General features: G+C 49.7%; 16 protein-coding genes. 2 read left to right on the forward strand and 14 right to left on the reverse strand.

The features are described from left to right. The first annotated feature begins 555 nt into the window (after positions 1-555). Positions 556-690, forward strand: a complete 135-nt coding sequence (locus ACZND6_RS08425; protein ID WP_489524546.1) for a hypothetical protein — start codon at positions 556-558, stop codon at positions 688-690. Between the two features lie 419 nt (positions 691-1,109). Here ACZND6_RS08425 and ACZND6_RS08430 read toward each other — a convergent pair whose 3' ends face one another. The 10 genes from ACZND6_RS08430 to ACZND6_RS08475 all read right to left on the reverse strand — a co-directional run bounded on the left by ACZND6_RS08430 (position 1,110) and on the right by ACZND6_RS08475 (position 7,792). Beyond that, on the reverse strand, positions 1,110-1,856 hold the full coding sequence (locus tag ACZND6_RS08430; protein WP_489524547.1) for a phage tail assembly chaperone: 747 nt from the start codon (positions 1,854-1,856) through the stop codon (positions 1,110-1,112). A gap of 9 nt (positions 1,857-1,865) precedes the next feature. Continuing rightward, the gene (locus ACZND6_RS08435) at positions 1,866-2,654 is read right to left on the reverse strand and encodes a hypothetical protein (RefSeq protein ID WP_489524548.1); all 789 of its coding nucleotides are present in this window, start codon (positions 2,652-2,654) and stop codon (positions 1,866-1,868) included. A gap of 4 nt (positions 2,655-2,658) precedes the next feature. Then, positions 2,659-2,841 (reverse strand): hypothetical protein, encoded by a 183-nt coding sequence (locus ACZND6_RS08440; protein ID WP_489524549.1) that lies wholly within the window; start codon positions 2,839-2,841, stop codon positions 2,659-2,661. A gap of 102 nt (positions 2,842-2,943) precedes the next feature. Next, complete coding sequence (locus ACZND6_RS08445) at positions 2,944-3,705, reverse strand: phage tail protein (protein WP_489524550.1); 762 nt, start codon at positions 3,703-3,705, stop codon at positions 2,944-2,946. Then, entirely contained in the window at positions 3,683-4,321 is a 639-nt protein-coding gene (locus tag ACZND6_RS08450) for a YmfQ family protein (RefSeq protein WP_489524551.1), read from the reverse strand. Before ACZND6_RS08450 ends, ACZND6_RS08445 begins: the two co-directional genes overlap by 23 nt. Beyond that, entirely contained in the window at positions 4,312-5,352 is a 1,041-nt protein-coding gene (locus ACZND6_RS08455) for a baseplate J/gp47 family protein (protein ID WP_489524552.1), read from the reverse strand. The genes ACZND6_RS08450 and ACZND6_RS08455 overlap by 10 nt, the downstream gene beginning before the upstream one ends. Further along, on the reverse strand, positions 5,349-5,762 hold the full coding sequence (locus ACZND6_RS08460) for a phage GP46 family protein (protein ID WP_370856340.1): 414 nt from the start codon (positions 5,760-5,762) through the stop codon (positions 5,349-5,351). Before ACZND6_RS08460 ends, ACZND6_RS08455 begins: the two co-directional genes overlap by 4 nt. 31 nt (positions 5,763-5,793) lie before the next feature. Continuing rightward, positions 5,794-6,330, reverse strand: a complete 537-nt coding sequence (locus ACZND6_RS08465; RefSeq protein ID WP_489524553.1) for a phage baseplate assembly protein V — start codon at positions 6,328-6,330, stop codon at positions 5,794-5,796. 59 nt (positions 6,331-6,389) lie between these two features. Next, the gene (locus ACZND6_RS08470; RefSeq protein WP_489524554.1) at positions 6,390-6,695 is read right to left on the reverse strand and encodes a hypothetical protein; all 306 of its coding nucleotides are present in this window, start codon (positions 6,693-6,695) and stop codon (positions 6,390-6,392) included. Further along, entirely contained in the window at positions 6,692-7,792 is a 1,101-nt protein-coding gene (locus ACZND6_RS08475) for a phage baseplate assembly protein (protein ID WP_489524555.1), read from the reverse strand. The genes ACZND6_RS08470 and ACZND6_RS08475 overlap by 4 nt, the downstream gene beginning before the upstream one ends. A gap of 93 nt (positions 7,793-7,885) precedes the next feature. Between ACZND6_RS08475 and ACZND6_RS08480 the strand changes: the two genes are divergently transcribed. Beyond that, positions 7,886-8,212, forward strand: coding sequence for a hypothetical protein (locus ACZND6_RS08480; protein ID WP_489524556.1), 327 nt, complete (start codon positions 7,886-7,888; stop codon positions 8,210-8,212). Between the two features lie 35 nt (positions 8,213-8,247). On the opposite strand, the gene ACZND6_RS08485 is transcribed toward ACZND6_RS08480, so the two are convergent. The 4 genes from ACZND6_RS08485 to ACZND6_RS08500 all read right to left on the reverse strand — a co-directional run bounded on the left by ACZND6_RS08485 (position 8,248) and on the right by ACZND6_RS08500 (position 11,780). Next, the gene (locus tag ACZND6_RS08485) at positions 8,248-9,471 is read right to left on the reverse strand and encodes a DNA circularization protein (protein ID WP_489524557.1); all 1,224 of its coding nucleotides are present in this window, start codon (positions 9,469-9,471) and stop codon (positions 8,248-8,250) included. Next, complete coding sequence (locus ACZND6_RS08490) at positions 9,468-11,018, reverse strand: phage tail tape measure protein (protein ID WP_489524558.1); 1,551 nt, start codon at positions 11,016-11,018, stop codon at positions 9,468-9,470. The genes ACZND6_RS08485 and ACZND6_RS08490 overlap by 4 nt, the downstream gene beginning before the upstream one ends. A gap of 121 nt (positions 11,019-11,139) precedes the next feature. After that, on the reverse strand, positions 11,140-11,430 hold the full coding sequence (locus ACZND6_RS08495; RefSeq protein WP_412651000.1) for a hypothetical protein: 291 nt from the start codon (positions 11,428-11,430) through the stop codon (positions 11,140-11,142). Beyond that, the gene (locus ACZND6_RS08500; RefSeq protein ID WP_412650999.1) at positions 11,427-11,780 is read right to left on the reverse strand and encodes a phage tail tube protein; all 354 of its coding nucleotides are present in this window, start codon (positions 11,778-11,780) and stop codon (positions 11,427-11,429) included. The genes ACZND6_RS08495 and ACZND6_RS08500 overlap by 4 nt, the downstream gene beginning before the upstream one ends. Positions 11,781-11,786 lie beyond the last annotated feature (6 nt).

Genomic DNA, 11,786 nt, shown 5'->3' on the forward strand with positions numbered 1-11,786 from the left:
AGTGAATGCGGAACCGGTGATCTACCGCTGGAAATGGAAGCTTGAAGACATCGAGTCCGCATTTACTTAATTGATAACGTATTTATAGATTGAACTACTAGTCTGTAAAACCTGCCCATACACGTTGATACCGTTGTTTGTTACTGTTGTTATGAATTCCAAATATCCATCGTTGGGCGCAACGTATTCGTTGCGGCCACCGGTTACAGATACGCTAGTGCTAACGCTTTTATCTGGTAAGGCCAAGGATGCAACTAAAGCGGATTCCTGTTTGCTGTAAAACTTCGATAATAGGAGGCTCAATAAACTTTTCAGCATAATGCGCCTCCTGTGGAAAGGTTAACTCCAACCCGTTGTCGGACAGAACCAAACCTGCTCTGTGACTGTATCGGTCGTAAGATAGACTGACATCCCTTTTTTAACAGGGACAAAGGAGCCCAGGAAAGTGTCGCTATGAAGTACCCTACAATCTCGGACACGGCGATTTGAAGGCGGCGTACCCGTAGCAGTTCTTGCATCAAGGTCAAAAAGCATATTGCCTCCGGAACCGCCAGAATGGAAGATACAGAAGTATCCATCCGCTGGTGCAACATAGCCTCTTGTCGTACTACTAAGCTCAATTCTCGATTCAGGGAAGGCTTGGCCGCTGACCCACTGCTTTTTGCTTTGCAAAAACTTCTCGGCAAATAATTGGATAAGGGCTTTAAGCATAGGACAGCCCTCTGAACAAAGCGATTATACCCCCCCCCGATTGTCTTCACAAGGCGCACAACAACATTATCTCTGTTCGTCCCATAAACCGTCCAAGAATCGCCTTTTGCAACTGGAACAAAAACTCCTTGCGTCTGCCCTGTTGCTGTTCCTTCAGATTGGGCAAATACTGTAGCAGTGTCGTTCGTTACTCGAATATTTGAACTAGTATTACTCGCTCTAGCTGAGGCTCTTACAAACCCATCAAACGGGGCAACACCTTGCGCCATTTGTCCCCATGCTTGTACCGCCGTAGCAGTCGGAGTTATGTAGCTGGAGCTTGGCATAGCAGAATGCCCCGCCTCACTCGGAGTAGTTCGGCTATCGAGTAGCCGTTGAATTAAAGATTTCAAGGTCATTTAAAAACCTCCTCTCATAGATTGTCTAGCTGTGACTTTCTGCTGTAGCTCGTAAGCCAAAGCCGCGGGAAACTCAGGCCATGCCACGAACGGGAAACCCTGAGCCTCTGTTAAATCTCTCAAAGCCTGTCTATATGTTTCCAGCTCGGTGCGGTCTTCCTCTTCCAGCGCTGATCTCTTGGCTCCTGCGCTTCTTGCGACCGTAATATCAGGCAGTTTCACGTAATCGTCTGTGTCGCTGATTCTTGCGTTACGTTCCGATTTGATTTCAGCTGAATACTTTTCTAAACAAAAATCGTCTCTTTGTTCCGGAAGATTAGGTTTCGTATAGAAACAGCCATCTGAACTTTGATACAACGCCTGATTAATCTTCTCTGTGCGAATGGCAAAGTTTTGACCCGCCTTAAACTTCACGGTTACTTTTCCAATCAACGGGCTATCCAGAGCATCAACTTTTAAGTTATCGTTTTTCAGATCCGGAGTCGTGAATGTGTAAAGCTGCCGATTTCCCAAGAATCCTTTTGGTTTCTTGATTACCTCGATCGGAATTTCTTCAGCAACGTAACCAAAGCGAAGATATTTCTTTTCTACTTTTGCCGTAACCGGTTCCGGGCAAGATTCGGCATAAAAGCCTGCGGCATCAGACAAGGATGTGAAGCGTCCGCCTCCCAAATCGACTCCATATTTTTGAATCGGCTTTCCTAATGCCTCTTGTAAATATTTCTTTTTGACTTCTTCTAAAGACATTTTTTCTCCTTACGAGGCGTTCTGCTGAGCCTCAATTGCGTCAATCTCTGCCTGAGTTACCCCATTTTCCAAACAAAGTTCTTTAAAAATCCCAACCAGATAAGCTTCGACCGCAGCAAGAACGCCGATGTTCGTTCGCGCCTGGCTTTTAGCTGTGTCCGATAGCGTTTGCTCTGTGGTCAAAACTACAGAATTGATGATTTCTTCACGAGTCTGAGCTGCCGCTGCATTAGCAGCGCTCTGAGCTTGAGACGCGTAACTCTGAATTTGGGCCAACAGACTCTGAGCTTGCTGCACCACTGCAACGGACTGAGACGAACCTTCAGCCTGCAGCTGATCGATATAGTCGGACAGCGCGGATTCCATTTGCTGCAATGCACTGGCGATGTCATCCTGAACGTCTGACTCCTTGGCTTCAATCGCAGCAATCTGAGTGTTTCCGGCCTGCTGAATCTCCAAGATTTTTGCTGCAGTTTCCGTCACAACCCCGTTGGCCGACGCTTCAGCTCTATTTGCTGCGGCTTCGGCAGCCAGCTTGTATTGTTCGGAGGCTGTGGCCCGAGATCGGAAATCCTCGAAGATGTCAGCCAACTGGTGAAGGTTGTTTTCATCCGGCTCGAGTCCGGCACCCTCGATCACGGCCATAAATTCTTCCGTGATCATATGGTGCCAATAAGCACCTAACGTTGTAGGCAGTTTCCCGATTGAACGATCCCCGTCCTGAGGGTAGCCGTAGGAAGGATTTTGAGGCGGGGAGGGCGGTGTAGGAGATGCATCCGCGTAATAAAGCCTTTTCATAACTTCATACTCCAATGAAATATTTATATAAGGAGATGCCTAGAAAACAGGCAAATCCGACAGCGCCGGCCAGAACAAGGAGCGCACAACCCCAGGAAGCCATTACACCCTGCACATTTAACGGAGTTTCTTTTGAAAACAAAAACATAAAGAATTTCCAAAGATGTTTTGTTAAAATAACTTTCATGATTTCTGCCTGCTCATTCAGGTCGAAATAAAACCGCCTTGAGGTCGCGTCTCTTGGCGGTTTGTTTTTTTTTGGCATTAAAAAAGCCCCTTTCGGAGCTTGTTAAATATGGATGTATACGGGCGCACGGCTCGCCGGCGGCTGGATATGCCCGGTTCGTCCATAAACAGGGGAGCAGCGGTTCGCGTTAAATTCCACCTTAAAGTGTTGGTCGTGGGAACCGGATTTGGAGCCTTGGTTGTTGCGTGTGTACGTTCTCCAGAAGGCGCCTGACACCATGCTGGTATCGTTGTCATAGGCATTGAAGTCGCCGATTACGCCGGAAATTCCCGGGGCGCCTGAGTCAATATATTCTCCCGGGCGCACATTAGAACCCCAAAGTACTCTGTCTAATAGGTACGGAACATTAAACGTCGTGCTTCCGTTTCCGACTCCCCAAGTTGTGCCGATGGCAGCAAACAGAGCTGAATAAGCGGAGCGGCTCACAGCACGACCATCACAAAGAAGCCAGACGGGACTGTTAATAAAATTGCCCGTGTAAATGATGAATCCCGGCGGAAAGGTTTCAAACTTATCAACTTTCCCGGATACAGCATTGATCATACCGGTCAGCTTTTCTTCCAATGCGGCCAGTCTTGCCTCAATACTCTGATCAAGCTGGTTTAAGGTGTTCCTCTCCGGGTCTATTCCGCCTCCGACGATCGCGTTTCTAATTTCCTCGGTAACTGCGTTGTACCAAGGAGCTGTCGGAACCGTCGCCAATTGGCCGCCGCTGCTGGACCCGTCGGTCGGGTATCCTGAGGGCGCGTCCGCTGCAAAGCTGGGCTCCACTTGAACGACCCTAGCTCCGTAAACTCTGTCCATTTTCTAAACTCTCCTGATTCCAATATCCGAAATAAAGTTTCGTGTGAGCAGGCGCGTACCGTCTAATCAAACACTCGAGAACGGAGTCTCCCCACCAAGCCAGAGGTTCCTTTACTTCGCCAGTCACTAAGTGCCATTGAAGTGTGTTGTTTGATCCGCCTAAAACATTGACGCGCCATGTGTGAGGCCAGCTCTCTGCAGCTAAAACATCGTTGACATGACTCATCACGTTGTATTGGTAAAACTCATCGATTACGATGCTGTAGCCAAACATCGCTGCCAGATCGATAAAGAACTGCTTGTTTTGTGCTCCGACGGTTGTCATCTTCCAAAGCAAAAGCCTTCGCAGGGTCGGCATGTCAGTGGCACCCCAAAGTTTGAGACACTCATCCGGCAATCCCCATTCAGCCAACCAATCCAGAAATGTCTCGATGGCAAAGCGAGGATCGGCCTCCTTAATCAGAGCGTTTGCCCGGGAATCTATTCTGGCCAATTCTGTGCTCCAGACTTCAAACATCATGGCGTACAGACTGGTTGAATCGCCTCTCGGCCAAGCGGGGCCGGGAGGGAGGAGCTCTTTGAGCATCCCCACATATTCATGAGCGGTTACTGCCATGTGATTTCTCCTAGCGACAACAACTCGTTATTGCTGTCCGGAATCGGATCGGACGTCGGCAGAACAACCGTATGATCTTCTTCTCCTAATGCAGCACTGATTGCCGCCCGGATATGAGAAAGATAAATTCGCTGTCCCGGAGCACCCTCACGAGCAAATAGATCTCGAAGTTCCTGCTGAACTGCCGCTCTAACTTCGGCGTCATCCGGAAGAAGTCCGGATATTTTGATGTTGACCGGTTTAATCTCAGGCGCGTAAACATAAAGGTGAGCTGTCACAGGTCTTAACCCGTCAATGTGGGCAAAGACCTTATCCAACATTGCTTTGTCCGGAACAATGTTTTCATAACCGTCACAAACAAAACGGACCGTAACAGTCCCTTCACCTTTTTCCTGAGGAAAGCACCACGCTCTGGTGACGCCAGGAACCTCGAGCGCCCATTGAACGTAGTCCGAAGAGGTTCCTCCGCACGGAGTCTCGCGAACTCTGCTTAAGAGACGCGCCCGCAGGCTGTCATCACTTTCAGCTTCCGAGCCGCCCCCGAGCTTAAGAATTTCGACTTCACTGAAAACGCCAATAATCGGAGAAACCAGTGTCAGCACATCGCCGTCCTGCTGATTTCCAATAACACCGTCATTTAATGCTTCCACGGCGGCTTTTCCGTCTGAGGCAACCGCCCCGGTAGTTTGGTACTGGACACCGTCATCGGACTGAAGGATCGTGCCGACAGGGACGTTTACCAAATCAGCGGAAAAAGTAAACGTAACTGTCCCGGACGCTCTCGTTGCCTTCTTTCTCAGCAATCCGTAGATCGATGCCCACCGATCCAGATACTCACTTTCTGCAGTATCGAAAAACTGCTGTCTATTCAGATAACTGATGTATCCGTATAACGAATGGGCTGCGCCGGCTAAAACGCGATCAAATACTTTGGCGTTTGATCGTCTTAACTGAGGAACCGAAAGCCGGCTCTGCGTTTCGCCGTCCAATCGTTCAATAATTTCCTTCAGCGTCGGTCTTTCAAAACTCATAATTCGCTCCAAACATCCGCGAAACGAGCTGTTAAGCTCTTCCCGTCAGGACGAACAATTTCAATCTGAAGATTTAGGCGCTCAAAACTATCGAGCTCAGCGGCTGCTTTAATTTCCGCTGCAATGTTGTCATCAAGCATCCACTGCAGGGCCTCCAATGCGTACTCTTCTGCTAAGGCAATATCTTCAGAAGTACGACTGGAGCGCATCAGCAACCACAGCCGGGAGCCGAACTTATCTCCTTCATCGGAGTAAGAATCCGCCCACCAGCCCATCTTGGATTCACCGGGTCTTTCGTCATCTTCTTCTGCTCGCGCCCATGAAAAAAGGCTGTTCACCACAGCCCTTGCCAAGTCATCCCTTGCGAAATCGGTTAGGGTCGCCTCAGCACCATTTAGATAAAACTGCATCGATCTCTACCAATTAAAAATTTCGCTGTGATTACATCTTTTGGTCCGGAGAAGAACCACCATTGTGCGTGTGGCTGTTGTAAGTTGCTCGCATCCCGGACATTGAGAAAGAACCTCCTTTGTCTTTGACCTCGCCTCCGGCCACGATGTTTCCGCCTACTTCCAAATTGCCGGTGCATTTTGTGAGCGGCGCGTCCACTAGGACAGACGCCGTCGTTTTAACCGTCACCGGACTGGCCACTCCTTCAACTTTTATTCCATCTCTGGAGAGAAAGACTTTTCGACCTAAGTCATCAAAGACGACTACTTCTCCGTCTTTTAGGTTGACAGGTCGATATCGTCTGTCAGTGACCACCAACGCAATCGTATGGTCGCGATCCCCGCCCAAGGACACGGCCAAGGCTTCAGCGTCCTGCAGCGGTTCGGAAGTAAATCCATAGGGCTCAAAATGCTCCACGGGCTGCCGAACGTCGCCGTCCAGAAGCTCAATCTGGAGTGTTCGGAGCTTGCGCGCTCCGTTTTTAGTACCGACAACGGCTCTATTGATGAGCGCAGTAACCAAATTCATAGTTTTTAGACAAAAATAAACCCGCCATAGCGACGGGTGGTTTCTAAAGATTTTTTTATTTACTTGCGGCGCGGACGTCCGGCCAGAATGTCCTCAATAGCCTGAGCTGAAGAAATATTCTCGGTAAACATTCTGTGATCGACTTCCCTTTGAAGGGCTTCTTCAAATTCGGCCTGACGCTGTTTTTTCTGAACGGCCGGAGAAGCGGGCGGAGCTGTAATGACCGTCATCGGATCACGATAGCCGTCAATCCAAACACAGTTGGCAGCGTCTCCATTTGGGAGGCGGTCACACTTCAGTCCGGCCATTACCGGTGAAGATAGGAAGAAACTCAAAGCGATTATTAAGAAGCAGATTTTGTTCATGGAATTCTCCCGCTGTCTTTCTTTATTTCTTCGTCTTCAATTTTAATCTTCTTCGCATCCGGCTCTCTCATTAGTGTGTAACAAAACGGCTTTTTCAACTTAAGAGAACACGTCGTTCCGGAACGGCTCAAAGAATAAGAAACTTCCGAAGTTACCCATGATGTATTGGAGTTAATGTTCAGCAAATCGTCCGAAACTTTTACTAAGCAATTTACCTTCCAGAGATTTCCGCTGCTTTGCCTCCAGCCTTGAACAGTGTAAGAAAGGAACTCAGATTCTCCGCTGCTGACACTTTGTAAGACACCAACTCGTTTTTTCAGAATTTCTGAGGAAGCGTTTCCACTCTCCAACTGAACCAAACATCGGCGGCGTGTCGCGGTTGAATCCGTTGCCTCAGCCTTTAACTGGTTAGAAGAAACAGGAAGTTCGCTCAGTACGTTGGCCGCCTGCCCCAGCGTCACATACTCACTGTAAAGTTTCGAGTAATCTGCAGAATGCGAACCTTCAAGAACGTTTACTCCCAATTGAATTGCGTCTTCGCAAGAACCCCCAGAACCTGCTTCCGCAATTACCAAATCTCCGAATTCGTTATCAGTCAGCAGCAGGCCGTTTTTGCGCAAGTAGTTTTGAATGGCACTTCCGAGTTTCTCGGTTCTCGTAAATTCCAGATTCCTGCGATCGACTGCCCCCACTTGGTCCACCACCTTTATGTCATAAGTCCGACAAACCGACTGCAGGTTCTGAAGATTCGTTTGGTTTTTATATGAAACCGGATATTCCATCGGCATGCAGCAGTCCTGCAGATCAACCGTCTTGCTGGCACCTGAAATCCTGATAGAAGATCCGGAAGCGTTGTATGAAACTTCGCGCTTCGTTATGTACCCCGTGAGCACGCGATCTTCACCGATAAAAACCTGAACACTGTCTCCGGGTTTCACTCCCAGTGTCAAATCCTCTTTATCGCGGGTAGCCGAAACCGTGAAGGTTCTCGCCAGCGTCTGCAGCGCGCACGTAATGCTGACATCCAGCCAGTTTTCATACTTTCGGCCGTTAACGTAAAGCGTTACCGTATTATTTGATTTGGAATTAACTTGCATAGGTTAAATATGACTAATCCTCCGGAAATCTCAAAGGACATCGTCGAGAGCTACAAAAAGCTATCCGAAGCGAAACAAAAACGTCTGGAATTTATGGCTGCTTATCCGGAATACCTTCTGGATAAGAACCGGGAAGACCTGCTTAACGGCATTGACCTTATCCGGAAAGACTTTCAAAAAAGCACGGAACAATTGGCTAAAGAGCTCAGCAGGGCTTCTTCCAGAACAGCCTGGAAAATAGCCATCGTCAGTCTTTTCGGAGGCTTCCTCTTAGGAGTGTTTGCTCAAGACTTTAAGGTAGTGCTATTCCGAACAGTTGAAACACTGTCCAGTGCAATACTGCCCTCAAAAGAGGCTCCCAAAACATTATTGCCGGAGCACCTATCAACAGAAAAAGCACAAACGCCGAAATCTGAATGACGATCCAGTTACTCCAATTGATCTTCATCGTCGCCTCATTCATTCAAAAGTTTCAATTCAACCGCCGGAACAAAGCCGGAATGTCGGATCTTGTTTCTTCCGACGATTTCGGCTTCTCTGGATGCATCGCCGTAATAGTCATAAGCCAGCACCAAGGCCGGCTGTACTGAAGACGGCTTAAAGCTAACCAGACGCGCCTGATTTTCTGCTCTTTGCGTAATTGCCTCATAGACTGCAGATCGAGACTCACACAGCGCTTCATAAATCGGATCCGAAGAGACCTTCAGGGATTCTTCATCAATCGCCTCCAGAATCTCATTTCTCACAGCGATTAGGTCATCATAGGGAGCTGTCTGCACCGGTGTTGAAGCATCCAGCCTATCGTTGCTTGTCCCGATCTCGGACGCCGCAACAACCATGTTGGCCACAGACAGTCCCCTGATCATGGCTTGACCTGCAGCGTTGGCTTTTTCGATCCGTTCGGAAGTCGTCCTGGATGCAACTGCCTGAGGCTTCGCGCTGTTTAGCTCTGAGCTCTGAGTTAAGGAACGGAAGCGGTGAGAGACATCGGTCCACGCGTGGACGGTAGACGCAAATCCCTGCAGTCCGTAAGTGTCCAAAACCCGATTAAACAGAGCATCAGGGGCGCCTTCAGCTAACGTGATGACGTCGTGTGAGAGTGTCGCGAGTTCATCGGCCAGGTCAAAAGCGTCGCAAACCGATTGAACGGTTTCGCTGTTGAAAATCCCCTGCAGATCCAGACCCACGGCTTCTTTCACAAAATCCTGGGCTCCGGTCAGATCAAAGGTTTTCACAAACTCATCGAACTCAGCATTTACAAGCAGCTGAGCTGCAGAAAGGCACTTTGCTCCGACGTCCAAAAGAGCATTCGGATACTGCAGCTTTCCGCTCTCGACAAAAGTCAGAGAAACGGAAGCTACACGGTTCGATTCAAAAACCGGAGCGGAAAGATCCGTCGGCGTCACTTCCATCGATCCGAGCCAAGGGTGGATCAGGCGTCCGCTGCCGGGCTTTTCGCAGGCCGCAATCAACCGCTTCATCCGGGCGATGTAGTCGTAACCCACGACGAAGGCCGTAATTCTGATCGTGCGCTTAGAGCGCCCCATATCCTCCGTAAAAGGATCGTCCCTTTGAGGATACTCAAAGGTCTGAGTACGTCTTCCAATCGAGAGGTTAGAGGAGGTCACCTCAAAGGGAACTCCACGGAACGACGCCCGTCTCAATTGAGGTGCATTCATTGATCAGCCCCTATAAAAGAGTAATTTTGAGTGGTCGCACGCATCGAGCCGCCGTTGGAATCGACCTTGTCCACTGCTGCGGAAAAACCGTGAGGCAGTTTCAGCGTGACTTCCAAACGGTTATCGACCTCACTTGCCTGCGGATTCTGAGTTCTTTGGCTAAGCGCGGCAATATCAGAAGGATTAAGAGAAGGTGCGGCCGCCGACTCCGGCGCTTCTGTCCTCGACAGACCGACCATCTCTCTCAGGTTGCCTTTGATGTTGCTCCAAGAAAGCGCGTTTTTAACGCTCTCCCAGCGCTTAACCAGACCGTCCCAAAGTTCCTTGATTTGCTTAGTCGCGTCATCCCAGCCTCTGGTGAAATTGCCGGGAATATCGGAAAGAGCTTTAGAGAGATTCGGGAAAGAGGCACTAAATTTGGCCAAAATATCATCCCAATTCTTCCAAATAGCAATTCCTGCTCCGATCGCTGTGCCGGCCAGAAGTCCCCAAGGACCGAAAGCTGCAGTTACTGCCGCTCCGACACCGTAGAGTTCTTTTCCGACGCTCAGGAGATCACCGACTAAAGAAACGCCCAGAAGGGCGCCAAAGCCCTTGATGATGTTTTCCCAGCCGCCGACCGAATCAACAAATTCCATGACTCCGTCAATAAAGTCAAAGACGCCGTCAACCACTTTTTCAAAATCAACTTCGGCAATCGCCTTGGAGACTTTGTCAAAGAGGCCGTCCAGTCTTTGCGCGATCAGATCTTTATTGGCCACGACCCAATCCTGCATCCGACTCACAATGCCTTCAATCGTAGGCGCCAAAGCAGCTCCGACTTGAGCGCTGACACCGTCTACAACTTGAGAAAAGGTGCTCAGCGTATCTGTCAGATGAGCGGACTTTGCGACCATGTCTTGGTCCATCACTAAACCAAGCTTGGACGCCTGTTCGCCCATGTCATCCAGACTCTGAGCTCCGCCTTCGAGTACGGGAATCATCCGTTTAGACAATTCCTCACCGAAGGCAGCCGTCAAGATGCGCATCCGGACAGCCGGAGATTCATTATTTTTGACGGCCTGAGCCAAATTTCGCATGACGTCGGCTGCATCCCTGATCTGACCTTTAGAGTCTTTCAGAGAAATTCCGAGGCGCTTGAAGATGGCTGCCAGATTCTTGTTTTCGCCTCTGGCAGCTTTGCCCATGTTGTCCGTGAGCTTACTTAAGGCCTGATCCATTTGGTCAGCAGACATCCCTCCGAGGCCTGCTGCGTAACGCAACTTCTGCAGGGATTCGACACCGACACCCGCTCTTTTACTGGCTTTATCGATAGAGTCTCCTAAAGACGTGAACTTATCGACCGCAGCCTTCAGGCTGAAACCTCCGACACCGCCGAGCGCCGTAAGGGGAAGGGCGAGCTTGGTGGCAAGCGAGACGGATGCCTTAGCAAAAGAAGAAAAAGAGCGGCCGACTTTGCCGATATTGGAGTCAACCTTCTTTAATACCGGACTTATCCGGTCCGTCGCAGATAGGATCGCCTTGAGGCTGTATTCTTTTCCTGCCATGATTTTTCTTCCTCAATAATGCGAAGAGCCTCTTTCGCAAGTTCGATGACTCGTGTAAAAGGCTCCCGAGCAAGCTCCGTCGGACGCTCGCCCCAAAAACGCGCCGTGTTGTAGAACAGCTTTACGGCCGTTTTCTTGTCGCTGAGTCCGAGCGAGTAAAAAAACTTCCCACCTTCGAGACCAGCTCCATCGAGTCGGCGACGCCAAAACGGCCCACGGTTTCTTTCGGTAGACCCGAGAGCCGGATGACGTACTCGCGAAGGAGTTTGAGCTGCTCCTGCTGGCTCGAGCAATCTGCAGGAAGTCCAAGCTCACAGATCAAATCGAAGTCCGGACGTTTAAGTCGGACGATTGAGACTTTGTTTCCGGAAACATCGACGGGATCTTCTAATTCGTAGACTTCTTCTCTCATGACCATCTCCCGGATCGACCGACAAACTTAATGCCCACCGATCCGCCGTCGCTTTCAAAGTCCATCTCTCCTTCGACCCATGCGTCGGAGAGCGTGTAAGTCTTGCCGTTGGCCAGTTCGGCCACGATCGTGCCTTCCGTCATGGCGCCCAGATCCTCAATCGGGAAGTCCGGCGTAACCAGGTAGGTTCCGTCAATGAACGGGGCGATCGGTGTTTCCTTGAAGTGGACCGATCCGTTTGTCGACACAATGGTTTCTTTTGTGGACGTGGAGAGCGGGATTGTCATTCCGCCGGAAATATCCAGACTTTTGCCATCCACAGTGATATGGCAGACACCTGCAATGCGCATTCTTAA

The sequence above is a fragment of the Parasutterella sp. genome, assembly GCF_057870745.1.